General features: G+C 49.0%; 23 protein-coding genes. 14 read left to right on the top strand and 9 right to left on the bottom strand.

The window, feature by feature from the left end:
- The first annotated feature begins 6 nt into the window (after nucleotides 1–6).
- The 6 genes from leuB (at nucleotide 7) to QMA39_RS00135 (ending at nucleotide 6824) form a co-directional block, all read left to right on the top strand.
- Entirely contained in the window at nucleotides 7–1113 is a 1107-nt protein-coding gene (leuB, locus tag QMA39_RS00110; protein WP_281657646.1) for a 3-isopropylmalate dehydrogenase, read from the top strand.
- A gap of 35 nt (nucleotides 1114–1148) precedes the next feature.
- The gene (gene leuC / locus QMA39_RS00115; protein ID WP_281657647.1) at nucleotides 1149–2561 is read left to right on the top strand and encodes a 3-isopropylmalate dehydratase large subunit; all 1413 of its coding nucleotides are present in this window, start codon (nucleotides 1149–1151) and stop codon (nucleotides 2559–2561) included.
- A 4-nt stretch (nucleotides 2562–2565) separates the two neighbouring features.
- Nucleotides 2566–3171 (top strand): 3-isopropylmalate dehydratase small subunit, encoded by a 606-nt coding sequence (gene leuD, locus QMA39_RS00120; RefSeq protein WP_206931797.1) that lies wholly within the window; start codon nucleotides 2566–2568, stop codon nucleotides 3169–3171.
- 14 nt (nucleotides 3172–3185) lie between these two features.
- Complete coding sequence (gene ilvA, locus QMA39_RS00125; protein WP_027953613.1) at nucleotides 3186–4145, top strand: threonine ammonia-lyase; 960 nt, start codon at nucleotides 3186–3188, stop codon at nucleotides 4143–4145.
- 149 nt (nucleotides 4146–4294) lie between these two features.
- Nucleotides 4295–5458, top strand: a complete 1164-nt coding sequence (locus QMA39_RS00130; protein ID WP_281657648.1) for an iron-containing alcohol dehydrogenase — start codon at nucleotides 4295–4297, stop codon at nucleotides 5456–5458.
- A 229-nt stretch (nucleotides 5459–5687) separates the two neighbouring features.
- On the top strand, nucleotides 5688–6824 hold the full coding sequence (locus tag QMA39_RS00135; protein WP_281657649.1) for a D-alanyl-D-alanine carboxypeptidase family protein: 1137 nt from the start codon (nucleotides 5688–5690) through the stop codon (nucleotides 6822–6824).
- Between the two features lie 79 nt (nucleotides 6825–6903).
- On the opposite strand, the gene QMA39_RS00140 is transcribed toward QMA39_RS00135, so the two are convergent.
- Nucleotides 6904–7668 carry a sporulation protein gene (locus tag QMA39_RS00140; protein WP_281657650.1) on the bottom strand — a complete coding sequence of 255 codons (765 nt, stop codon included), beginning with the start codon at nucleotides 7666–7668 and terminating at the stop codon, nucleotides 6904–6906.
- A gap of 273 nt (nucleotides 7669–7941) precedes the next feature.
- On the opposite strand from QMA39_RS00140, the gene QMA39_RS00145 reads away from it, so the two are divergent.
- On the top strand, nucleotides 7942–9495 hold the full coding sequence (locus QMA39_RS00145; RefSeq protein ID WP_281657651.1) for a methyl-accepting chemotaxis protein: 1554 nt from the start codon (nucleotides 7942–7944) through the stop codon (nucleotides 9493–9495).
- 82 nt (nucleotides 9496–9577) lie between these two features.
- Here the strand turns inward: QMA39_RS00145 and QMA39_RS00150 are convergent, their stop codons facing one another.
- From QMA39_RS00150 to QMA39_RS00160, 3 genes are all read right to left on the bottom strand, one after another.
- The gene (locus QMA39_RS00150) at nucleotides 9578–10678 is read right to left on the bottom strand and encodes an endospore germination permease (protein WP_281657652.1); all 1101 of its coding nucleotides are present in this window, start codon (nucleotides 10676–10678) and stop codon (nucleotides 9578–9580) included.
- Nucleotides 10679–10922: 244 nt separating this feature from the next.
- A complete protein-coding gene (locus QMA39_RS00155; RefSeq protein WP_206931807.1) occupies nucleotides 10923–12119 on the bottom strand; it encodes a Ger(x)C family spore germination protein in 1197 nt (398 codons plus the stop codon).
- The gene (locus QMA39_RS00160; RefSeq protein ID WP_206931808.1) at nucleotides 12116–13654 is read right to left on the bottom strand and encodes a spore germination protein; all 1539 of its coding nucleotides are present in this window, start codon (nucleotides 13652–13654) and stop codon (nucleotides 12116–12118) included. The genes QMA39_RS00155 and QMA39_RS00160 overlap by 4 nt, the downstream gene beginning before the upstream one ends.
- A 211-nt stretch (nucleotides 13655–13865) precedes the next feature.
- Between QMA39_RS00160 and QMA39_RS00165 the strand changes: the two genes are divergently transcribed.
- Nucleotides 13866–14291, top strand: coding sequence for a DUF1801 domain-containing protein (locus QMA39_RS00165; protein WP_206931810.1), 426 nt, complete (start codon nucleotides 13866–13868; stop codon nucleotides 14289–14291).
- Between the two features lie 37 nt (nucleotides 14292–14328).
- On the opposite strand, the gene QMA39_RS00170 is transcribed toward QMA39_RS00165, so the two are convergent.
- The 5 genes from QMA39_RS00170 to QMA39_RS00190 all read right to left on the bottom strand — a co-directional run bounded on the left by QMA39_RS00170 (nucleotide 14329) and on the right by QMA39_RS00190 (nucleotide 17046).
- Nucleotides 14329–14451, bottom strand: a complete 123-nt coding sequence (locus QMA39_RS00170) for a hypothetical protein (RefSeq protein WP_277988067.1) — start codon at nucleotides 14449–14451, stop codon at nucleotides 14329–14331.
- Nucleotides 14452–14486: 35 nt separating this feature from the next.
- On the bottom strand, nucleotides 14487–14795 hold the full coding sequence (locus QMA39_RS00175; protein WP_281657653.1) for a hypothetical protein: 309 nt from the start codon (nucleotides 14793–14795) through the stop codon (nucleotides 14487–14489).
- A 72-nt stretch (nucleotides 14796–14867) separates the two neighbouring features.
- Nucleotides 14868–15281: a DUF3021 domain-containing protein gene (locus QMA39_RS00180; protein ID WP_206931814.1), complete on the bottom strand. Its 414-nt coding sequence runs from the start codon at nucleotides 15279–15281 to the stop codon at nucleotides 14868–14870.
- On the bottom strand, nucleotides 15278–15736 hold the full coding sequence (locus tag QMA39_RS00185) for a LytTR family DNA-binding domain-containing protein (protein ID WP_027953623.1): 459 nt from the start codon (nucleotides 15734–15736) through the stop codon (nucleotides 15278–15280). Before QMA39_RS00185 ends, QMA39_RS00180 begins: the two co-directional genes overlap by 4 nt.
- A gap of 143 nt (nucleotides 15737–15879) precedes the next feature.
- Nucleotides 15880–17046: a PucR family transcriptional regulator gene (locus QMA39_RS00190; protein WP_281657654.1), complete on the bottom strand. Its 1167-nt coding sequence runs from the start codon at nucleotides 17044–17046 to the stop codon at nucleotides 15880–15882.
- A gap of 199 nt (nucleotides 17047–17245) precedes the next feature.
- Here QMA39_RS00190 and QMA39_RS00195 point away from each other — a divergent pair, with 199 nt between their 5' ends.
- Genes QMA39_RS00195 through QMA39_RS00220 form a run of 6 tightly spaced genes read left to right on the top strand, consistent with a single transcriptional unit; the run spans nucleotide 17246 to nucleotide 23501 of the window.
- A complete protein-coding gene (locus QMA39_RS00195; RefSeq protein WP_281657655.1) occupies nucleotides 17246–17527 on the top strand; it encodes a YhdT family protein in 282 nt (93 codons plus the stop codon).
- The gene (panF, locus tag QMA39_RS00200; RefSeq protein ID WP_027953626.1) at nucleotides 17524–18990 is read left to right on the top strand and encodes a sodium/pantothenate symporter; all 1467 of its coding nucleotides are present in this window, start codon (nucleotides 17524–17526) and stop codon (nucleotides 18988–18990) included. Before QMA39_RS00195 ends, panF begins: the two co-directional genes overlap by 4 nt.
- 13 nt (nucleotides 18991–19003) lie before the next feature.
- Entirely contained in the window at nucleotides 19004–20233 is a 1230-nt protein-coding gene (locus QMA39_RS00205) for a M20 family metallopeptidase (protein ID WP_281657656.1), read from the top strand.
- A complete protein-coding gene (locus QMA39_RS00210; protein WP_035531157.1) occupies nucleotides 20230–21288 on the top strand; it encodes a tartrate dehydrogenase in 1059 nt (352 codons plus the stop codon). The genes QMA39_RS00205 and QMA39_RS00210 overlap by 4 nt, the downstream gene beginning before the upstream one ends.
- A gap of 15 nt (nucleotides 21289–21303) precedes the next feature.
- Entirely contained in the window at nucleotides 21304–22044 is a 741-nt protein-coding gene (locus QMA39_RS00215; RefSeq protein WP_281657657.1) for a glucose 1-dehydrogenase, read from the top strand.
- An 8-nt stretch (nucleotides 22045–22052) separates the two neighbouring features.
- Entirely contained in the window at nucleotides 22053–23501 is a 1449-nt protein-coding gene (locus tag QMA39_RS00220) for an aldehyde dehydrogenase family protein (protein WP_281657658.1), read from the top strand.
- Nucleotides 23502–23538: the final 37 nt, after the last annotated feature.

The following is a 23538-nucleotide window of genomic DNA, read 5'->3' on the forward strand; positions in this document are numbered from 1 at the left end:
ATGTACATGGAGAAACATATAGTTTTACTGCCGGGCGACGGCATCGGTCCGGAAGTAACGAAAGCAGCCAGACAGGTGCTGCAGGCGGTCGCCGACCGTTACCAGCATACCTTTACATTTGAAAGTCATGACATTGGCGGAGCAGCCATCGACCAGCATGGGACACCGCTCCCGGATGATACGGTCCAGGCGGCTAAAAAAGCCGACGCCATTTTCCTTGGAGCTGTCGGGGGTCCGAAATGGGATCAGCTGCCGGGTCACATGAGGCCGGAAAAAGGGCTGCTGGGTATCCGCAAGCAGCTTGGATTGTTTGCCAATCTCCGTCCTGTCCAGGCATTTCAACAGCTGCTCCATGCTTCCCCTTTGAAAAAGGAAGTCGTTGAAAACAGTGATCTGTTGATAGTCCGGGAGCTGACCGGCGGTTTATATTTCGGACAGCCGAGTGAGCGTCGCAATAACGGACAGGAAGTCGTGGATACGCTGGCTTATGAGCGCCATGAAATTGAAAGAATCGTCAATCAGGCTTTTCAAAGCGCCCGTGTCAGAAGAAAACACCTGACATCGGTAGATAAAGCCAATGTCCTGGAATCCAGCCGGATGTGGCGGGAAATCGTTGAAGAGAAAAAGGCGGATTATCCGGACGTGACTGTCGAGCATATGCTCGTGGATGCCGCAGCGATGAAGCTTGTAACGAATCCATCGTATTTTGATGTGATAGTTACGGAAAACATGTTCGGCGATATTTTGAGCGACGAAGCCTCTGTCTTAACCGGTTCTCTAGGCATGCTTCCATCAGCAAGCCTGAACGAACAGAGTGTCGGCCTTTACGAACCTGTCCACGGTTCGGCTCCGGACATTGCCGGACAGAATAAAGCCAATCCAATTGCAAGTATTCTCTCCACTGCCATGATGCTGAAGCACTCCTTCGGTATGGAAGAGGAAGCCGAACAAGTGCAAACAGCAGTGACCGGCGTACTGCAGGAAGGGTACCACACCGCAGACATCGATTTGAAAAACGGTGTAAAGGTCAGCGGAAGTGAACTGGCAGCTAAAATCGTTGACCAGATTAGTACGAGTGATGCAACAGAAAACATTATGCGCTGCTATGTATGAGCGGTACAACAGAGAAAAGAAGGGAGCGGAACGGAATGAGTCAACCAAAAACCATTGTTGAAAAAATTTGGGATCAGCATGTCGTCCACGAAGAAGAAGGGAAGCCGAATCTTCTCTACATCGACCTGCATCTGGTTCATGAAGTGACCTCTCCCCAGGCGTTTGAAGGGCTCCGCATGAGCGGAAGGAAAGTGAGGCGGCCGGATCGTACGTTTGCTACGATGGATCACAACGTGCCGACCATCCACCGCAACGTCATCAAGGATGAAGTTTCCAAGAAACAGATGGAAACACTCGAGACAAACTGTAAGGAATTTGGAGTACGGCTGGCGGATATCAACCACCCGGACCAAGGCATCGTCCATGTCATCGGTCCGGAGCTTGGGTTAACCCAGCCGGGCAAAACAATCGTCTGTGGAGATAGTCATACCTCTACACACGGGGCTTTTGGCGCCCTCGCATTTGGAATCGGCACGAGTGAAGTGGAGCACGTGCTGGCCACTCAATCTCTCTGGCAGGCCAAGCCGAAAACCCTTCAGGTTCATGTGGAGGGAGTTTTGGGCACAGGAGTGACAGCCAAGGACTTGATTCTGGCGATCATCGGTCGATATGGCGTCCGTTTCGGTACCGGCCATGTAATAGAATACACGGGCGAAGCGGTCCGTAATCTGACGATGGAAGAACGAATGACGGTCTGTAACATGTCGATTGAAGCGGGCGCACGTGCTGGTTTGATTTCACCGGATGAGACCACAGTCGAGTATCTCCGTGGGAAGCGTTACGTACCTGAAGGAGAAGATTTTGAAGAAGTCAAGGAGCAGTGGCTGTCACTGGCATCGGATGAAGGGGCGGAATACGACCAGACCCTTACCATCCATGCTGATGAAATTGAGCCCCAGGTTACATGGGGGACCAACCCTTCTCAATGTGTTCCTGTCGGCGGACGTGTCCCCGATCCGGAGCAGGTGGAGGATGACCGTGACGGCATTGAGCGGGCAATGGATTATATGGGCCTTGAGGCGAATCAGGCAATCGAATCCATACCTGTTGACCACGTGTTTATCGGATCCTGTACAAACTCCCGTTTGAGCGATCTGCGCCGGGCGGCTGAAATCGTCCGTGGCGGCCGTGTCCACGAAGGGGTCAGGGCTCTTGTTGTCCCTGGCTCCAAATCAGTAAAGGATGCAGCAGAAGCCGAAGGCCTGGACACCATATTCCTGACTGCCGGATTTGAATGGCGCGATGCCGGCTGCAGCATGTGTCTGGCGATGAACGATGATATCGTTCCACCGGGTGAGCGGTGTGCGTCAACATCGAACCGTAACTTTGAAGGCCGTCAGGGGAACGGGGCGCGTACCCATCTTGTCAGCCCGGAAATGGCAGCGGCAGCAGCTCTTGAAGGCCGTTTTGTAGACGTCAGAAAATATGCCAGTGCGGTAGGAGGGTGAACAGATGGAACCACTAAAACAGCACAAAGGTCTGGTCTACCCATTGAATCGATCGAATGTCGATACCGATCAGATCATTCCAAAACAGTTTTTAAAACGGATTGAGCGTCAGGGATTTGGTCAGTTCCTCTTCTACAACTGGCGGTTTGATGATGACGGCTCTCCACGCGGGGACTTCTCCCTGAACAGTCCGAAGTATGATGGAGCCTCGATTTTAGCAGGGGGAGAGAACTTCGGATGCGGGTCCTCCAGGGAACACGCCCCATGGGCGATCCAGGATTATGGTTTCCGTGTCGTCATAGCTCCGAGTTTTGCTGATATCTTTTATAACAACTGCTTCAAAAACGGGATTCTTCCCATTCAACTGCCGAAGCCTGTTGTGGATCAGCTGATGGAAAAGGCGGAAGCGGAGGCTTATGAAGTGGCCGTGGATCTTGAGGCACAGACGATTGATGGCGGCGGTTTCGAAGTGGCATTCGATATCCAGCCCTATCACAAAGAAATGCTTTTGAATGGCTGGGATGAAATTGCCGTTACGCTGACTTACGAAGATAAGATCGACCAATTTGAAGAAAAACAAAAAGGAGTGAAGACGTTGGGGATTTCTTAACGCTGGCTAAAGTAATGGATGCACAGGAACAGCTGCAGGAGGTTGTGCACCGCACGCCGCTGCAGACGTCAAAAACCTTTGATGAACGGACAGGGCATCACGTCTATTTGAAGATGGAAAATCAACAGAAAACCGGTGCGTTTAAAGTCAGGGGAGCTTCCTATAAAGTTGCCTGCCTAACGGAAGAGGAAGCCGCCTGTGGAGTCATTGCCGCATCCGCAGGCAACCACGCCCAGGGGGTGGCGGTTGCTGCAGCGAAGCGGGGAATTACGGCAAAAATCTTCATGCCGGAAGGAACACCACAGGCGAAGGTGGAAGCAACGGAAGGCTACGGAGCATCCGTCGTCCTTACCGGTGAATCCTTTCAGGAAGCTTATCAGGCAGCACGGGTCGAACAGGAACGGTCCGGAGCGACTTTCCTTCATCCCTTTGATGATTATGAAGTCATGGCCGGTCAGGCTACGGTGGCTGTGGAAATGCTTCAGCAGCAGCCGGATCTTGAACGCCTTTTCGTACCAATCGGAGGAGGCGGGCTGATCAGCGGCGTCGCTTTTGCTGCGAAACAGCTGAAACCGGACATTACGGTGATCGGTGTTCAATCAGCTAAAGCACCATCCACCTATAATGCGCTTTATAAGAAAGGACCGGAAAAACTGACGTCTGTTTCCACAATCGCAGACGGCATTGCCGTGAAAGAGCATGGAAGGTTAACGTATACGTGTATCCAGAAATACGTGGACCAGGTCATCACCGTGGAAGAACATGAAATCGCCCAGGCGATGCTTCTGCTGCTTGAACGGGAGAAAACCCTTGTAGAGGGGGCTGGTGCCACAGCGCTTGCCGGCCTTCTCCAAACATGCCACACATTTGAACAGCAGCAGTGCGGCGTTGTTTTGAGCGGCGGGAATATGGATCTCTCCCGGCTGCCACTGGTCCGAAAGCTGGCCAACCCAAAAAAGGTTGTCATCGCATAAGGTAAGAGGATTAAACCAGAAGAAAACCGGCAGCGGTTTCTTCTGGTTTTTGTAGGTTGAATAAAGAAACAAAGGCGGATGGTTCGTCTCAGAGGGAAGGGGATGGTACAATACTCGTGAATCTATTTATTACATAAGAGGTGAAAATGATGAATCAATTTTTACAATATAACCCGACTCGTCTGTACTTCGGCAAAGGCCAGATCGAGCAGATGGGCAAGGAAATCACTACAGGGTCGAAAGTGCTTGTGGTATATGGCGGCGGAAGCATTAAGCGGAACGGTGTGTACGATGAAGCTGTCGGCATGCTGAAATCTCTTGATTCCGACATTTATGAACTTTCCGGTGTGGAGCCCAACCCACGCTTAACGACGGTACAAAAAGGTGTGGAGATCTGTAAGCAGGAAGGGATTGATTTCCTACTGGCTGTCGGCGGAGGCAGTGTGATTGACTGTACAAAAGCAATCGCAGCTGGTGCACAGTACGATGGAGATGCCTGGGATCTCATTACCGGCAGCGCTCCTGTCGAAAAGGCGCTTCCGTTTGGTACCGTCCTTACGCTGGCCGCAACTGGTTCGGAGATGAATGCGGTATCTGTCATCACAAACTGGGAGACAAGAGATAAACTTGGCTGGGGATCGCCGCACGTATTCCCGACGTTCTCGATTCTGGATCCTTCCTATACATTTTCTGTACCGGAACACCAGACAGTGTACGGCATTGTCGATAGTATGTCTCACGCGTTGGAGCACTATTTCCACCGCACTCCGAATACACCAATGATCGACGGGTTTATCGAATCGCTGCTTCGCACAGCTGTTGAATATGGACCTAAACTGATGGAAAACCAGCAGTCCTATGAGTACCGCGAAACAATGATGTATATAAGTACGACAGCTTTCAATGGTACGCTGTCCAATGGAACCGATGGAGGCGACTGGGCGACACACCGCATCGAACATGCGCTCTCAGCAGTATATGATATTCCCCATGGCGGCGGTCTGGCCATCTTGTTCCCAAACTGGCTCGAGCACGTGCTCCAAGAAGATCCAAGCCGCGTGAAGCAGCTGGCCGTCAACGTCTTCGGTATCGACCCTGAAGGAAAAGGGGATACCCAGCTGGCTGAAGAAGGGGCGGCAGCCTTAAGGGAGTTCTGGAACTCCCTCGGCGCTCCATCCACTTTAAAAGATTACGATATTGACGATCAAGACTTTGATTCCATCGTTGAGAAAACATTCATCAAGCCGGGGGTCGGCACGTATAAAGAACTGGACAAGGAAAGTGTCCGGGATATCCTGCGCCGTTCCCTGTAAAGTGAAAAGACCTGAGAGGATTGTAGTCCTCCCAGGTTTTTTTTTAATAGAAAAATGAATTTTTGTAAGCATTTACCTCTTATTCATAGATTAGTTAGAAAATTTACATGGGGGTTACATTTCAATTAAATCTATGTATTTTATCTGGGTATTCAATGATTTCAAGATATAATTGTAAGCAATTGCAGAAAAATGTCGAAATTAATCAAATGAACAAGGAGACATTCGATTGAAAAAGCTTACAATTATATTGACACTTATCCTTCTAGCTGCCAATTTCTCTATTACCACCGTGTATGGGGAGACTAAACCTGATTCTCCTGATATTCTTAGTGAATCAGCAATTGTAATGGAAGCAAACACCGGGAAGGTCATTTATGAGAAGGACGCCGACCGTGAGATGTACCCCGCTAGTCTGACTAAAATCGCCACAGCGATTTATGCGTTGGAAAACGGAGACCCGGAAGATCAGGTGACGGTTAGTGAAGAAGCGAGGAATACAGGCGGATCGAGTGTTTTCCTAATGGAAGGGGAGCAGGTTTCTCTAAAAAAGCTTGTCCAGGGACTGCTGATCAACTCAGGGAATGATGCCGGGACGGCTATAGCTGAGCATATGAGCGGCAGTGTAGACAGCTTTTCTGAAGAGTTGAGTGTCTTCCTACAAGAAAAAGTCGGAACGGAGAAGACCCATTTTACCAATCCGCACGGTCTCTATGATGGTCAGCATACGACAACAGCAAGAGATCTCGCTTTAATCACCCAGTACGCGATGCAGAATGAAACCTTTATGGAAATCTTCGGAACCAAAACCATGGACTGGACGGGAGAATCATGGGAAACCACGTTATATACCCATCATAAATTGTTCCGTGAAAACCCGTACGAAGGCATCACAGGCGGTAAAACCGGTTTTGTTCCACAAGCCGGCTTTACGCTGGCAACGACAGCATCCCGTGAAGACACAGATTTCATCGCCATCACAATGAAGACACCGTATCAAGATCAAGTGTACACCGATACGGAAAAACTCCTGGACTACGGATTTGAAAATTATGAAACATCCTTCGTCCCAAAAGAGGATCTCCTTGGAGACAATAAGGACGAATATATTCTACCGGGAGAGATTCCCTATACCTCTTTGAAAGGGGAAGGGGTGGAAGCTTCGGTAGATGACAACGGGAAAGTGACGATCAGCAGTGAAGAAGGCACGCCGTTGACATACTATCAGTTGGAAGAGAAGACGGATTACGTAACGAACGTTCCGGAAACCGCTGATGCACAAAAAAAGCAGGACACCTGGACGGATTATCTGAACTATTTGATCATACCTCCAAAGTTCTGGGCGTTGGAAGTCCTTCATTTCTAAGGCTGATGAATACGAAGGATATCCTTTTTCAGAGGATCTTAAAAGAAGGGTGGCAGGATTGTTCCTGCCACCCTTCTTTTTATTTTTTATAACGGTCAATCGTTTCTTGAAGACGGCGGGCAACGGTCTGAGGGTGCCCCGTCAGCTCCTCTTTTGTAAGCGTCAGCGACGCACGGCTTTCATCCATTTCAAGCGCTTCAGCGAATAATCCGCCAAGTCCCCGGGCACGGCGGTCTACTTCAAGCATGACTTCGACATGGGTTTCATTAAGGAAGAAAATGGTCTCCAGTTCATCTAGGTAGGAGCGGTAGTTTCCGCCAGGTGCGAATTCGAATTCCTGTACATACCCGTGCCGTTTGGAATATTCCATCTCGACCTTTCTTAATCGGAAGCCGAGCTGGTTTTCCAGCGCCTCCAGAATGGTTTGAATGTATGGATGGGGAGCAATGGTGACCGGATCGCGGTCTTCTGGATCAAGTGCTCTCGGAATATCAAGTCCGGTTTCAAACCATATCGGAAGACGTCGTCCAAGAGAAGACGGAACGTGGAAGGGGATTTGGATGGAAAAAGGAATTTCCTTTGTCTCTCCCTCTTGAACCGTGATTGGTCCGGATAGTGCGTATTTCTGCAGGGACACTTCTTCTTTCACTTTACGGTCATCCACCTCGCGGACAGCTTCAGTCATTAAAAAGATATGAATGGCGTCAATCGACTGTTCCACGTCTCCCCCTTGAATAACGACCTTACCGTGAACGTCTTCACCCGGGATGAATTGATCCTTTTCCAGCTGGGTATCCACCTTGGCGGCTCCGACACCGACACTAGCTAATAATTTTTTGAACATACGATCTCCTCCTTTTGTATTGTATACGGATGAAAAGAAGAATTGGGTTCAAAAAAATTTGTTCAGCTTCTTCATGGGTATAAAGGCTCTATTGCAAGGAAGGTTCAGGGTGTTGGTTTAGGATAAAAGTTTCAGATGAGTGCTGGAAGGGAATGAAGTTCTTTCAGAGGCTGTTATTCTTTATCAAGGTAAAATATTTTGTTCAAAAAAGTGAAAATTTTCTATATTTGGTCGATATTAGAGAATAAGGACCAGGTAGAAAGGAAGAGGCTAGTGTTACATAAAAAAAATCGAACGATGTTGTTGTTTTCAGCGGTGGGATTGGCTTTGATGTTTTTGATTCATCTCATTCACAGAAATAGGATGCACCATTGGTCAGCTGCGGATTTCAGTGCCTACACGCCGTATCTGTACATGTACATGGTGGTGCCGTTGCTGCTGTTTATATTATCTTCCGTATTCTATTACAAAAATAAGACCCATCAGGCGCTGCCGTGGATACACGCGCTTCTTTTTACGTTTATCAGTATCGGCATGATCACGAACGGGGAAGGGATGGTCGTTTACCATTTTTCCATCTTTTTAGTTGTTGCTCTTGCCGCCTTTTATGACCGGGTGGCGCTGCTTGGCTTGATGACGATTGTTTTTGGTTTGTTTCACTTCGGTGCTATGTTTACAGGTACCGAATTTTTCTATGGAACGTCAGATTATACGTGGTTTATGTTCGCGCTGCATGGGGTTTATCTCCTGCTGACAAGTGCAGGGACTACCTATCAGATTGTCTTGAAAAACCGGCACGTCCAGGAATTGAAGGCCCTGTCGGATGAAAAGCAGGAAGAAACCAAGCGGTTGATGGAACAGCTTCAAACCGTGGGTGCTGCCCTTAAGGATACGGTCCAGCTGTTAAACCGTTCTTCCCAGAGCTCGAGCGATTCTTTTAAAGAGTTGGAAGATTTAATAGAGCGACGTCATGAGAACACGGATCTTCAGGTCAAAGAAGCGGTGAAGAATGCTGACGACCTTTCGCATATGCATGAGGCCGTGGAAAGCATGAATCAAAACCTTCATGGGGTCCTGGACCAGGCGGCACAGACGGCCCGGGTTACCCAGGTAGGGGAAAATTCGCTGCATCAGATTATGGATCAGTTGAACCAAACTGAATCAAGCATTCAGCAAACGAATGAAACCGTCCAGCTGTTAAGCACGTCGTCGGAAAGTATTTCACAGGTTACGAAAGACATCGCATCCATTACAGAAAATACAAGGATGCTTGCTTTGAATGCTTCCATTGAAGCGGCTCGGGCAGGAGAACATGGCAAGGGATTCAGTGTGGTAGCGGCCGAGGTACAACGGTTGTCTCAACAGTCGGAAGCTTCGACAAGGAAAATCTTTGAGATCGTGGAAACCATCCAGCATTACGTTCATCAGGCTGATCAGCGTTCAAGTGAAGGAATGGAACGTATGACTGCGAGCCAGAAGCATTTAGACGAGATGGAGACGAACTTCAAGGATATTCTCAAGCAGTCACAGCACGTAAAGGGTGAAGCAAAGGAAATCCAAGCGTTTGGCGAAAACCTGACAGTAACAGCAGATGGGTTATCCCGTTCGTTTGAACAGCTTTTATCTTTTATAAAAGAGGGGAAAATCCAGAACGATCATATTCGAGATGTGTCAAAAGGACAGCTGAAAACAATCCAAACGATGGGGGAAGAAGTTCAACAGCTGACGGATATGATCTTGGACATCCAGCAGATTACGGAAGAGATGGATGCCAGCCATTTGGAAGATTACAAAAGGCCTCTGCCTGCGTTGAAAGATGTCAGTTGATCAGTTTAAAAAACCCGGCACATATGGATGCCGGGTTTTTTCGTCGTTCATCATATGGGGGGGGAGGTGGTGAACATGCCTGTCAAAGGGTATTTTTCTGTGCTCTATTTTTAATCTGTAAGCCTCCCCAGAGAAAGAGGGGAAGCAGAAAGCCATGGGTGACTGCATAAGGCAGCCATGTGTCAGCGACAAAGTTTTCATAGTAGGCCATGTCCGGATAGGCGACCAAAGACAGGACAATCATTCCCATGCCCAGTGGAAGGAGGAGGATCCGATGATTGTCGATGTTAAGGAATTGGGCAATACCAACGGAAGAGGCATAATAGAGGACCGTCAGTTTGAAAAAAATCGTAATCATCCAAATAATGGCGATGATGATTTCCAGCCCTTCCATAAAGCCTGCGATGTTTATCTTCTCAGCTACATTATAGGTTGGATAGGCATTCAGTGAGGTTAAGTCACTTCCGAGTACTAAAAGACTCAGGATCGTTATGAGAAACAGAAATCCACCACCAATCATGCTGCCGATGAACCATCCGTGAGCTGTTTTGGGACTTTCTTTGACATAAGGGATCACCATCAGGAGCGCGACCATTTCAAGGTAAGGCGTGCCGATCATCACCGTTGATCCATCGATAATCTCCTTGCTGGTACTGTCGAAAAAAGGACGGAGATGATCCATATTCATTTGAGGGCTGATCGAAAATATAAGAAACAAAAAAAGCAGTATCATCCACGGCATAAAGATTTCAGCAGATCGTCCGATGGTTTCTACTCCGAGATAGCAGCCCACAATGACGACGAGTAAAAAGAACAGATGAATAAATGTCAGGGGAGTTTCCGGTATAATCTGGGTCGTCATGAAATCACCGATGTTCCTTAGGACGAGAGCGGATAAAATATAAAGGAAAGCAAGATAAAAGAAACTGAATAATCGACCAAGCCATGCACCGAACACGAAGGTGCAGGCCTGGACAAAAGACTTCCCCTTCAGGCTTTTCCAAACCAAAATGTAGAACAGGACAAGAGAGGCCCCAACCAGGATGGAAAGCAGGACAGAAACCCATGCGTCATGCTTCGCAGCTGACGCAATAGGGGAAGGCACAATCAAAATGGAGCTGCCAATGGTGAAGAAAATGACAATAAACATAAACTGTCTTGGGCTGATGGCTGGCTGATTCAATACGTTCGACCTCCTTTAAAAGTCAAACCAGGAAAAAATCCATGCATAAAAAGCTTTAACATAATCAAGTGGGTTGGGAACATTCATCCCCCTGGCTTCCCATATACTCATGGTCACAGCTGTTAGCAAAGCGATTATGAAGCACGCGATTTCTTTCTTGTTCTGTTTTTTCCAAATTCCTGGGAATTGGAGTGAAAAAATGACGGAGGCGGCGAAAATGATCCCGATGATTGGCCACATAAGCTTATCCTTTCTTATCGATCTGTCGCGATGAATTTCCTCTTGAGCGAACCTCTGCTTTGACATCTACTTGCACACGGACATCTTTGAATACTTCGTCCCATTCGCTTTCTAAGGTTTTCCAATCATTTTTTTCATACCGGTGAACCGCCTGACCAAATCCGAAGATATCGCTTTCAAAATCACTCTGTGCAGCAACAATCGCTGATTGGACGATGGTTTCGATTTCTTCTTCCAGTGCTAGATTGATCTGATCAATGCCTTCGGGCTCCCCAATACTGATATCACAGTTCATTTCACCGATGTTCCCCTCCGCTTCAATCAATACGGAAATGCTCGGAGTATCTCCATCCATCTCTGCTGTAATGGACGATGTTGAACGGAGGAGTTCCACGCTCGATGTTTCACCATTCTCACAAGGGTGGGTCACGATGGTACTGCTGACTTCCCCTGTTATAAAGTTGAATCCTAAGCTTTGTTTTTCTGTTAACCATCCGGCAAGTCTGTCTTCCTTGAAGACGGCTGTTTCGTCCAGCTCCAGTGTTGTCGGTGCATCCGCCTGTTCAACGTTGGACATCCGGTTACCTACATCCTCCTCCCCGTTTAATAGAAGACCTCCGAGAACAGCTTCCTCACCGGGGCTCCGTATCTTGGAAATCAAGGTATCAATGTGTACGCCTGTCGTGACCCCCCAATGGCTCTCCGCGTTCTCAATCGAATTCATCACTTTGTTTGCAGGGATTTTTTCATAAGGCGTAAGAACACTTAGGATGTTCTCCACCGAGGCATTCTTGGCAACGGTTATATAATAGGATGGGCGAAATTCATGGTCTCTGTATAAAAAATCGAGGGCAGGCATGATCCCGTCTTCTGCTAGTGATTCACCGATGACGACAAGTCTCATTTGAGATAAGTATATTTTCCTTGGTGTTTTAATCGAAAGCTTTCTAAAAGCTTCAAACAGCGTCTCTCCTGTAATGGTATAGGTGGAGACAGGGGGCCGGGTGGTCGGAGCCTCCGTAGCGACTTCGGACGGGTTGATGACCTGGACGGTGATCAAATATTCTCCCTGATCATTTTTGTCAATCCCGGTAGCAACCGCAATCCCCAGCTCATCCAGCTCTCTGCTGTTCCAACAGCCGGTCAGCATGGCTAGGCAGATCATCGCTGATACAACAGCTCTCATCGTTGGAATTTTCATGACTGCTTCTCCTTCGTTCCGCCGTGTTTAGAACCTTTATAGTCTTTCGTCAATGCAGCGGATTTCGTGAACAGCTTCCAATGAGGCAAACGAAGAAGCACATCTTTTTGGTCCTTCGGGATCATTGGAGCAAGCGGGGACATGTAAGGAACCCCGAATGACTGTAAACTGCAGAGGTGAAGAACCATGGCGATTAATCCTAGAATGATCCCGTATAAGCCGAATGTCGCTGCCAGAGTCATAAAAACAAAACGCAGCATTCGTATTGGGATCGCAATATTGTAGGAAGGGAACACAAAGCTGCTGATCGCTGTAATGGCTACGACAATAACCATGGCGGGAGACACGAGCCCGGCCTGGACAGCGGATTGTCCCAATACGAGAGCCCCTACAATGGATACAGCTGAACCTACGGGCTTAGGCAGCCGTACACCGGCTTCCCGCAAAATCTCAAAGGTCAATTCCATAATGAGCGCTTCAAAGAATGCAGGAAAGGGAACGCCATCGCGCTGGGCTGCTAAGCTGACCAGCAGCGTAGGCGGAATCATTTCCTGGTGGAACGTAATGAATGCGATATACAGGGATGGTGTGAATAAAGCAATGGTGAAACAGACGAGCCGCAGCAACCGAAGGAGGGAGCCGATATCCGCTCGTTGATAATAATCTTCACTGGATTGAAAGAAATGGATAAATAAAGCAGGGACCAAAAGGACATCCGGTGTCCCATCGATGACAATTGCAATCCGGCCTTTCGCTATGCCCTCAGCAATGGCGTCTGGTCTTTCTGAGTAATAGATCGTTGGAAAGGGAGAGTACTGGGCATCCTGAATATATTCTTCGATGTAGCCACTTTCGAAAATGCTGTCGACGTCGATTTGATCCAGACGCTGGTGCACTTCCTTTACCACCTGTTCTTCAGCCAGCCCTTCGATATAAACTACAGCAATGTCCGTTTGTGAAAGTCTGCCGATGGTTTTCCCATCCATCCGGAGCTTTGGATTTTTAATCTTTCTTCTCAACAGAGCCGTATTGGTACGGAGGGTCTCATTAAAAGACTCTTTAGGTCCGCGGATGACCCCTTCAGAGGTTGTCTCCTGGACACCCCGGTCCTGCCATCCTCTCGTATTCGCCAGGAGGGCTCTGTTTTCATTTTCAAGAAGAAGGATGGTTTCTCCACTCAACAGGGAAGAAAATAATGGACGGAAATCATCGGTCTCCAATAACTCACCTACAGGGAGGGAAACCGTTTTGATCCGGTCGTACAACTGGTCGGAACTGGATGCTTCTACAGGCATATCTAGCATGAGGGAGCTCATGATATAATCATGGATCGTATCTTTATCCACCAGACCGTCTATGAAGAGAAAGGCGCATGCTGTCTCATTAATCATCACCCACCGAACAGCCAGATCCGAGCTGAAACCCAACTGCTCCTGGATATGAGCCACATTTTCACGAAGAGAGAAAAAGAGAGGATGGGGCTGTTCTTTTGGAGTTGTTAAAGGGGACCGGCTGTTTTCTGAATGATTCTCCATCAAGTCCTCTCCTTTTCTGTCCTATTTTATAAATAGCATGCGCAGGGTCAGAGAGATTATGATTTTTTTCTTTATGTAATCTCAGGCGGGTCTCTGTGATGAATAGGAGGAACCGGTAAATTTTTAATGGAAGAAGGAATAGAGAGGATTTCTACACGAAGACGTGGAAATAGGGTTAGAATAGAAGCAGAAGATGAAGGAGGGAAAATGCATGGGGTATGAATTGAAAACAAAGCAGAATGACCGCAGTGTCATAGAGTTTATTGAAGAGGTGGAATCAGAAAAGAAGAAAGAAGATGCCTACCGTCTCCTCGATATCTTTACAGAAACCAGCGGATATGAGGCGAAAATGTGGGGAACAAGCATCATCGGTTTTGGATCCTATCATTACAAGTACCCTACCGGCCATGAAGGAGATGCACCACTCGTCGGTTTTTCTCCCCGAAAAGCCCGGCACAGTCTTTACTTCGCAACAGGGGATGATAAAAGAGCCGAACTTCTGGAGCAGCTGGGGAAGCATAAATCGGGGAAAGCCTGTGTCTATGTCAATAAGCTGGAGGATATCGATACGGATGTTCTGCAGGAGCTGATCAGACAGTCGATCACTTTCCTGAAACAAACATACCCGGACCAATAAAAGAATGCCTCTCCCATGCAAAGGGAGAGGCATTCTTTTATCGCTGTTTATGGTTGAACAGTTCCATGAAGGCGTGATACATTTCCGTTCCTTGAACCGTAAATAATGACAAGGCTGTTAAAGAAAACAGGCCGATCATAATCATTCTGAACCAAAACATTGGTGGTCCCCCTTTACTTTTTTGATATGGGTTCATCAAAAAGGAAAGGGTGATAAGTAATTGGATTGGTAAAAGATTGTCGTCAGCCATGTGGGTCTGCCCGTATTCCACGCAGCATCCGTAAGGGAAAGCGGGGCGATCCGGTGATCCGTCCGGGCAGAGCCGGTGAAAAAGATTCCATCCACAGCCGATGGCTCTTCTTCAAGTGAAGGCTCCTCCTCCGTCACCGTGGGGCTTTCCTGAAGATCTGCTTTTACAGGGATGCGGGACAGATCCGGATGGGAAAGCATAAGGCCCAGGCCCACCATCCATATCAGCATGAACAACGGCTGTAACTTCTTCAAAAAAGCCCTCCTTTCCGCTTCAGGATAATCCTATTATACAAAAGACGCTTTTATGTGCAACCGATTTGTTTGTTAAGAAAGCTGATCGAGGCTTTCATTCATATCTTCCGCTTCATTTCGGTAATGGAAATAAAAACCTGTCCAGATCACTGCATAAATGACGAGGAACACAGCCGTGAAAATCAGGAAGCTTCCTAAGGTCAGGGTCAGCCATCCGGCATAAATCGCCAGCGGGTAATAGCCGAGAGTTACCGTTAAAAAATGAAGAAGGGTCTGCTGGATAAGGTGGAATGACTGGATTTCGAAGTATAACGGGCTGACAGCAAACAACCAGCCCGCCGCCATGGCCGCCATAGAATTTTTAACGAAGTCACCGCTGTCCAGGACAGGCGTGTCTCCGAAAAAGATCAGCGCATAAACAATGACGGTGGATAAGAAGGCTCCGAAGAAAATGCCCCCTGCACTTCTGATTAGAAATGTTTTCATCTGCTGTCCCTCCTGTTCATATTCAGCATCTCTTTGATATTCCCCACGTAGTGTCTGGATGCATATTCTTTTTCTCCTGATTTGAAATACACGCAGAGGGTGCCGTTAAATGAAGGCTCAAACCGGCTCATTTCATATAGGTTGGCGAGGACGGACTTGGAGATTCTGACAAACCGCTGGGAAGGAAGGGAGCGCTCCAATTCGTAAAGTTTGTCCTTAACCTTGAACGAGGCGTCTCTGGTATAGGCAAACACAGCCTCATCCTCGGATCGGAAAAACTGGATATGCTCCGGCTTGAGAATATGCTGGCTTTCACCGTTTTTTCCGACAACAAAATCCTGTTTTCTTTCATGAAGGAAATCGAGGATTTCCTTCACTGTATCATCGACTTGACTGCAGTGGATTGTAATGCTTGTTTCCGGATGGTTTTCATCCACGTCAATACTCACTTTCATGGCTCACTGCTCCCTCCTGCCGCTTTGGAACTAATTTTAGTATAAGCGTGGTTTGGCTATTCTGTAATCATCATACCGGCGAACCGCTGTTTTGGAAAGGTGAGGGGTGGATAAGAAAAAGTGACCTGCAAAAAGGCCCGCTGTCAGGAGCGGACCGGGCTTTGTATGTACTGCCAGCCGAGTAAAGCCATTTCCAGGGCTACCCGCTGTTCGGAGCGGAGAAAGTGAGGTCCCAGGATTTCCTCCAGTTTCTGTATCCGATGATAAAGGGTCTGCCGGACAATGAACAGGCGCTCCGCCGTATCTTTTTTAGAACCATAGCTTTCCAGATATGCCAGGAGGGTCTCCAACAGTTCGGTGTCATGAGATTCATCATAGGAAAGAACATCTCCGAGAGTGTCCTGAATGAAAGATTCAAGGCGTCCCTGCTTATCATCTTCCACGATCAGCCGCCACGGATGGAGTTTTTCATAAAACGGAATTTCAAGCTGAAAAGCGGCTTGGATATGGGCGGCTTCCTGTGTGCACCGCATGGCCCTGGGGATTTCTGATAGGTTTGTAAACAATGGTCCATAGCTGATGGTATGATACATACTGCGTACTTTTTCCTTCATCACCTGCAAAGATCTGAACAGCCGTTCTGGAACGTCTTGTTTCCGTTCATCCAGAAGGAGAAGGACGAGTTCGTCCCGATGCTGAAGCGGGAGTGGATGAAAGCCTTCCTTTTGAAAAAAGGATTGGAAAATGTCCCGCTGATAGGGGATGCTGTCATCATATCCCGTCAACAAGCAGGGGATCCCCCGTGCCTCATTTTTTCCGATGGTCTTCTGGAGGTAGGGCAGCACCTCTTTATCCGTCATTGTGTCCTCCAGCCACCGGCTCACCCAGTTTTCCTGACGGGGCATGAGCCGGGAGGACTGTAGAATCAGCTGGTTGATATCCTTGGATATATCGATGAACCGGACTTCCTTGTCAAAGACGACGACGGGAAGGTCATGGTCATCCGCCAGCTGCAGGAGTGAAGGGGGAAGCTGGTTGATATAATCACCGAGTTCTATGCAGAGACAGGTGACTTTTTTTTCGATAAGCTGTTCAAGGAAGGAACGGGCATGCTGCAATTCCTTTCCCCATCCGATCCCTGTCGTCATGACACATTCACTGCCGTGAAGCAGGTGTTTCACTTTCGTCAATTCAAGGATGTGCGCCCAGGAAACAGTCTTCTCCAGACCACCGCGGCCGGCCAGAATGGAAGCATGCTGGAACTGGGGGCGCATCAGCATGTCGTGTACCGTAAACATCATAGGGGACATAGAAAAATCAACCTCCTGTATGTTTTTACATTGTGTACATGGGTTGATCCTGAAAGTGGTCCTGATGTCTAATGTGCATCTCAGCGGTCCATGCTATGGTTAATAATAATCTCTCAATTCAAATATATCTGAAAATTGTCGATGGGGAAAGGTTTCTTTAGTGAAACAGGATGTCGGTATTAGATAAAGGAGGATCTATATGAAAGAGAAAAAAACCTTCGAGGATGACCCGCGGTACCGGGTGGCCGACAGGGAAGCGCTGATCGGCGTCGGCCTTGTCATCCTTAACTTCCTCATGTGGTTCGGCTCGGCGTACGGGCTCGGATCAAAACCGGTTTCGGAATACAATTATATTTTCGGGCTGCCGGACTGGTTCTTTTACAGTTGTGTGGTAACGACCGTTGTCATCATTCTTCTCGTAATTCTTGCTGTGAAGTATTTTTATAGGGAAGTCCCGCTGGATGAGGAGGATGAATCATGAACTGGGCAGTTGTTGTCCCCCTTTTAGTTTTTCTCGTTATTATTTTCTGTATCGGCTTTTATGCATCGAACCATTTGAAAACCACATCCAATTTCCTGCAGGAGTATTTCCTTGGCAGCCGGCAGCTGGGTGGGTTTATCCTTGCCATGACGATGATTGCTACATACGGCAGCGCGAGCAGCTTTATTGGCGGACCCGGTGTCGCTTATACGATGGGTCTCGGCTGGGTGCTCCTTTCCATGACACAGCTTGCTACAGGATATTTCGTTTTATCGGTACTTGGAAAGAAATTCGCTATTATGGCAAGGAAAATCAAAGCCGTAACGCTGATCGATTTTCTGAAAGAACGCTATCAAAATAAATGGGTCGTCATTTTGTCAGCGCTCAGTATTATCCTGTTTCTGTTTTCGGCTATGGCGGCCCAGTGGGTGGGCGGCGCCCGGCTGATCGAGTCATTAACGGGGCTTTCCTACACAGCGGCGTTATTCATTTTTGCTGTTTCTGTACTCGTCTACGTCATTATCGGCGGCTTCCGCGCGGTAGCGATTACCGATACCGTCCAGGGCGTCGTCATGTTCTTCGGGACGCTCATCATTTTGATCGGGACCATCATTGCAGGCGGTGGAATCGGACCGATCATGTCGGATCTGGCAGCGGAAAATCCGAATTTGATTTCCCCGTATGGCGCGGATCAGTCACTCACACCGCTTTATGTGTCTTCCTTCTGGATTTTAGTCGGTGTCGGTGTCGTTGGTCTGCCGCAGGTGGCGGTGCGCGCAATGTCATATAAAAGTTCGAAAGGAATGCACCGCGCTTTGTTGATTGGTACGGTTGTTGTCGGGTTCATTATGCTCGGCATGCATTTGACGGGTGTCTTTGCCCGCTCTGTCCTTCCAGGTATAGAAGTCGGAGACACGGTCATGCCGAGAATCGCGATGGAAGTGCTGCCGGCCTGGCTCGCCGGAATTGTACTTGCTGCCCCGATGGCAGCGATTATGTCGACGGTGGACTCGCTGCTTTTGCTGGTCAGCTCTGCTGTCGTTAAGGATGTGTATTTGAATTATGTGAAGCCCGAGGCGGACGACCGGACGATCAAAAAAATCAGTATCGGTGTCACGACGGTTATCGGTCTGCTCGTCTTTGCTATGGCGGTCAATCCGCCCGAGCTGCTGATCTGGTTGAATTTATTCTCCTTCGGCGGTTTGGAGGCGGCCTTTATCTGGCCGGTGATTATGGGCCTGTATTGGAAAAAAGGCAATGCAGGCGGAGCAATGGCCTCGATCATCACCGGGGTCGGAAGCTATGTTGTATTCCATTCATTCATGCCGAATGCTTTCGGAATGCATACGGTCGTTATGCCGGTGCTGTTGTCGTTCGCTGCGTACGTTCTTGTCAGTCTCATCACGATGAAACATCATGCCAAGGTTCAGGATGAAGTCATTACCAAACTATGGAGTGCATAGAGGAGTGGATGGAATGATCTTGATTGATGAAAAAGCACGTGTAGAGAGGGATACAAAAGAAGTGGTCGATCTGACGCAGGCGCTCGTCCGGATTCCAAGTGTCTACCGGCCTGGAGTGAAGGATGGAAATGAAGAAAAAACCGCCCATTATGCGGCCGCTTACTTGGAAGAGATGGGGATGGACGTCCATGTGGAGGAAGTCGAACCGGGCCGGCCGAATGTCATTGGAATTTATGATACCAAAAGGCCTGGGAAGACCTTGTTGTTTGAAGGTCATACCGATGTGGTGACAGAAGGAGATCCGGCCCGTTGGACGTATGATCCATTCGGAGCTGAGATTGTCAAAGGACGGATGTACGGCAGGGGCACGAATGATACGAAAGGAAATCTTGCCTGTGCCATTACAGCGGTCCATTCCTTGATCAAGGATGAAGAGGAGCTGAATGGGAAAATCATTCTGTGCATTCCTTGTGATGAAGAAGGGATGATGATCGGCATTAAACATTTTATCCAGCAGGGATGGGCGCGTGATGTAGATGGAGCTGTCATATGTGAACCGGAGGAAAACCAGCTCTGTACCGCTCAAAAAGGGGCGATGAGGATCCAGATTGATGCCTACGGCCGTCAGGCGCATGGGGCAATGCCCCTTTCCGGGCTGAATCCGAATACGAGGATGGCGAAGATCATCACGGCTTTGGATGAACTGGAGCAGAGGGAAAAAGAGAAGACCGGGAAGCATGAGCTGCTTGGGTGGCCGAGCATCACACCGACAATTCTGCAGGCCCCTGTATCCGGTGAACCCCAGATCAATGTAGTGCCGGAACAGTGCCGGACAACGTTGGATATCCGTACAGTTCCAGGCCAGGATCACGAAGCTTTAAAACGGGACATCCAACAGATCCTGGATAGGACGATGGAAGGGGATGCGGGGTTCGATGCGGAAATGATCGTTCTGGAGGAGCGCCCCTGGACGAAAACGGACCGGGAGAACCCAGTGGTAACGGCGGTGGCGGAAGCCTATAAAAAAGTGACGGGCAAAGCGCCGGTATATAACGGTGTCCCCGGAGCCACAGACGGAACATTTCTTCACCTTGCCGGCATCCCCATTTTGACGACGGGTGGAGGAGACCGGGAAGTCCCCCATCAGGTGGATGAATACATCGACATCTGTGATCTTGTGGAAACGACCCAGTTATACAGGCAGACAGCACTCGAATTTCTTCAGGAGCCGAAAGAGTCATGAAGCTCGCGGTCATGGCAGGTGACGGCATCGGCCCCGAGGTAATGAACGAAGCGCTTAAAGTGTTGAACACCCTCTCTTCTCTGGATTCAACACTTCAGCTTGAGATGGAAGAGCTGCCCTGGAGCAGTGCGTATTACATGGAAACCGGCAGGATGATGCCTGCGGACGCTCTCAGTTATCTGCAGCATTTCGATGCCATCCTATTCGGAGCGATCGGAGATGCCCGGGTGCCTGATGAAGTGACCATCTGGGATTTAATCATGCCAATCCGGAAGGAGTTTCAGCAGTATGTGAACGTACGGCCTGTAAAACAGCTGAAGGGCGTCGCCTCCCCGCTGGACACGAAAGCCCCGATTGATTTCGTCGTCTTTCGTGAAAATGCAGAAGGGGAATATTCCCATATGGGCGGGAGGATGTATGGACAAACCAGTCAGGAGATGGCGGTGCAGACGACGGTCATGACGAAGGCAGGCATCCGCCGACTGAGCAGGTATGGTTTTGATTATGCGAGAAAGCATGGTAAAAAGACCGTCACAAGTGCTACAAAATCCAATGCGATCATTCATACGATGAAGCTTTGGGATGATGTGGTCCGGGAAGTTGGGCAGGAGTATCCTGAGATTCGTCTTTCTCCTGTCTATATCGATGCACTGGCCGCCTACTTTATCAACCGGCCGGAATCGTTCGAGGTGGTCATTGCCTCGAACTTATTCGGAGATATACTCACAGACCTCGGGGCCGGGATTGTGGGGGGTCTCGGCTTATCCCCTTCTGCGAATTTAAACCCGGAGGGACAGTTTCCATCCATGTTTGAGCCCATACACGGATCGGCTCCGGATATATCAGGCAAAGGCATCGCCAATCCTGTAGCACAGATCTGGTCTGCGGCATTGATGTTGGAGCATAATGGACGGCCGGATCTGAGTGATTTGGTCATGAACGGTATGGAAGCTGTTCTTGCTGAACAGGAGATCCGCACCCCTGATCTTGGTGGGAAATCCAGCACAGCCGATATGGGCGATGCTATTATCCGTGCCATCCATGCCCAAACGTAAAGGAGGAATCAGAAAGTGAGAGTCAAAGGCAGACATATCATTGTTACAGGAGCTTCTGGAGGAATGGGACAGGCGGTCATTTCCAGACTGTTGGAAGAAGGAGCCTCCGTAACGGCGGTAGACCGGGTCCGCATGCCGGACATAGACCAGCGAATGTATCCATTTGTGGAAGCGGATTTGACGAAGGAAGAAGATGTGGAACGTGTTGTGAAGACTTCCATTGAACAGAATGGACAAATCTACGGCGTCGTCAACGCTGCTGGTATGGCCCAGGCTGCAGCCCCTGTTGAAGAAGTGACAACAGATTTCTGGGATATGGTCATGAATGTCAATGCAAAAGCGGCCTTTCTCATGTGCCGGGCCGCTGTTCCTTATATGAAAAAAGAGCAGTGCGGGGTTATTGTGAATATTGCCTCCATTGCAGTTGAACGGGTGAGGCCGGGCCTCAGTGCGTACATTGCTTCCAAAGGAGCTGTGACTGCTTTTTCGAAAGCGCTTGCGATAGAGCTGGCTCCTGACAGCATCCGTGTCAACGTCATTCACCCCGGTCCGTCTGATACCGGCATGCTTGGGGAATTTGTCCGGCCCGGAGAGAATATGGATGATACAAAGAGGGAGGTGTTTCAGAGGTCTGTGCCACTGGGACGGTTGATTGACCCTGATGATATTGCCCATGCCGTCGTATACCTCGTTTCTGATGAAGCACGTATGACGACCGGCAGTGTTTTTTCCATTGATGGCGGCCGCGGATTATAAAGGGGGAAATGAATGTGCGCATACTTAAGAATTTAATTAATGGTGTCTGGTCAGAACCTTCTGCCGGTGCACGGATGGATATACATAATCCTTCGACTGGAGAAGTGATCGCCGATGCTCCCGCAAGCAGCAAAGAGGATATAGACCTGGCCGTATCGGCAGCAAGACACGCTTTTAGTGCAGGAGACTGGCCGTTGGTGAAGCCCTATGAACGTGGACAGATGCTTCTGAGGGTGGCTGAGATGATCAGGGAGAATAAAGAGTCTCTCGCCCTTCTTGAGACGCTTGATACGGGAAAGCCGATTTCACAGGGAAGGGCGGATGTGGAGGCAGCGGCCCGTTATTTCGAATTTTATGGGGGAGCCGCCGATAAAATCCACGGGGAAACCATTCCGATTGAACCGGGGGTGCTCGACTATACCCTTCGGGAACCTGTGGGCGTCACGGCTCACATCATTCCTTGGAACTATCCGCTTCAAGTAGCCTCGAGAAGCTGCGCAGCCGCTTTAGCTACAGGCAATACGGTCGTCATGAAACCGGCGGAACAGACGCCTCTGACTGCCGTGGAGCTGGGGATGATTCTCCAGCAGGCAGGGGTCCCTGATGGAGTCGTCAATCTCGTCCTTGGAGAAGGACATACCGCAGGAGCTCGCCTGGCTGGTCACCCTGATGTGAACCATATAACGTTCACAGGATCTGTGCCGACCGGGACGGAGGTTATGAAAGCCGCTGCTGAAAACATCGTCCCTGTCACTCTGGAGCTTGGGGGGAAATCACCGAACATCGTATTTCCCGATGCATCGCAGGATGAAGCGGTCGAATGGGTGGTCAAATCGATCATTCAAAATGCCGGCCAGACATGCTCCGCAGGTTCCCGCCTGCTCGTTCATGCGGACTGCAAAGCTTCGTTCGTAGAGAAGGTGATTCATCGAATGAACCATTTGAGCATGGGTCCTGGAGAAAGCGACCCGGATATCGGTCCGATTTTATCGGAGCAGCAGTGCCGGCGGATCGAGAACTTTATGAAGAAGGTGGAGGCAGATGGTGGGAAGTTTCTGCTTGGTGGAACACGTGCCTACGTTTCAAATGCACCTGGAGGCTGTTATTTCAAGCCGACGATTATCGACGGGCTGAGGCCTGAAAGTGAGATAGCCCGAGAGGAAGTCTTCGGTCCTGTCCTCTCTGTGTTCGCCTTTGAAACCGATGAGGAAGCGGCTCATCTTGCCAACAGCACCGAGTATGGACTTGTCACAGGTATTTGGACGAAGGACGTGTCACGTGCCCATAAGCTGGCGGAAAAAGTGAAGGCTGGACAGATCTTCATTAACAATTACGGTGCCGGCGGAGGGATACAGATGCCCTTTGGCGGTTACGGCAAGAGTGGGTTTGGTAGAGAGAAGGGGCTTGAAGCTTTAAGAAACTATACACAACTGAAAAACATCGCCTTGAAAATGTAATGTCTCTGTATACGCCGGCTTTCACGCACGCATGCTA

It is taken from the genome of Halobacillus sp. Cin3, assembly GCF_947311855.1.
GTDB classification, from domain to species: domain Bacteria; phylum Bacillota; class Bacilli; order Bacillales; family Halobacillaceae; genus Halobacillus; species Halobacillus kuroshimensis.

Bases quoted from the DNA above. Each gene is read 5' to 3' on its own strand.
- leuB (WP_281657646.1), top strand. From the start codon at position 7: ATGGAGAAACATATAGTTTTACTGCCGGGCGACGGCATCGGTCCGGAA.
- leuC (WP_281657647.1), top strand. From the start codon at position 1,149: ATGAGTCAACCAAAAACCATTGTTGAAAAAATTTGGGATCAGCATGTC.
- leuD (WP_206931797.1), top strand. From the start codon at position 2,566: ATGGAACCACTAAAACAGCACAAAGGTCTGGTCTACCCATTGAATCGA.
- ilvA (WP_027953613.1), top strand. From the start codon at position 3,186: ATGGATGCACAGGAACAGCTGCAGGAGGTTGTGCACCGCACGCCGCTG.
- QMA39_RS00130 (WP_281657648.1), top strand. From the start codon at position 4,295: ATGAATCAATTTTTACAATATAACCCGACTCGTCTGTACTTCGGCAAA.
- QMA39_RS00140 (WP_281657650.1), bottom strand. From the start codon at position 7,668: ATGTTCAAAAAATTATTAGCTAGTGTCGGTGTCGGAGCCGCCAAGGTG.
- QMA39_RS00155 (WP_206931807.1), bottom strand. From the start codon at position 12,119: ATGAAAATTCCAACGATGAGAGCTGTTGTATCAGCGATGATCTGCCTA.
- QMA39_RS00160 (WP_206931808.1), bottom strand. From the start codon at position 13,654: ATGGAGAATCATTCAGAAAACAGCCGGTCCCCTTTAACAACTCCAAAA.
- QMA39_RS00165 (WP_206931810.1), top strand. From the start codon at position 13,866: ATGGGGTATGAATTGAAAACAAAGCAGAATGACCGCAGTGTCATAGAG.
- QMA39_RS00170 (WP_277988067.1), bottom strand. From the start codon at position 14,451: ATGTTTTGGTTCAGAATGATTATGATCGGCCTGTTTTCTTTAACAGCC.
- QMA39_RS00180 (WP_206931814.1), bottom strand. From the start codon at position 15,281: ATGAAAACATTTCTAATCAGAAGTGCAGGGGGCATTTTCTTCGGAGCC.
- QMA39_RS00185 (WP_027953623.1), bottom strand. From the start codon at position 15,736: ATGAAAGTGAGTATTGACGTGGATGAAAACCATCCGGAAACAAGCATT.
- QMA39_RS00190 (WP_281657654.1), bottom strand. From the start codon at position 17,046: ATGTCCCCTATGATGTTTACGGTACACGACATGCTGATGCGCCCCCAG.
- QMA39_RS00195 (WP_281657655.1), top strand. From the start codon at position 17,246: ATGAAAGAGAAAAAAACCTTCGAGGATGACCCGCGGTACCGGGTGGCC.
- panF (WP_027953626.1), top strand. From the start codon at position 17,524: ATGAACTGGGCAGTTGTTGTCCCCCTTTTAGTTTTTCTCGTTATTATT.
- QMA39_RS00205 (WP_281657656.1), top strand. From the start codon at position 19,004: ATGATCTTGATTGATGAAAAAGCACGTGTAGAGAGGGATACAAAAGAA.
- QMA39_RS00210 (WP_035531157.1), top strand. From the start codon at position 20,230: ATGAAGCTCGCGGTCATGGCAGGTGACGGCATCGGCCCCGAGGTAATG.
- QMA39_RS00220 (WP_281657658.1), top strand. From the start codon at position 22,053: ATGAATGTGCGCATACTTAAGAATTTAATTAATGGTGTCTGGTCAGAA.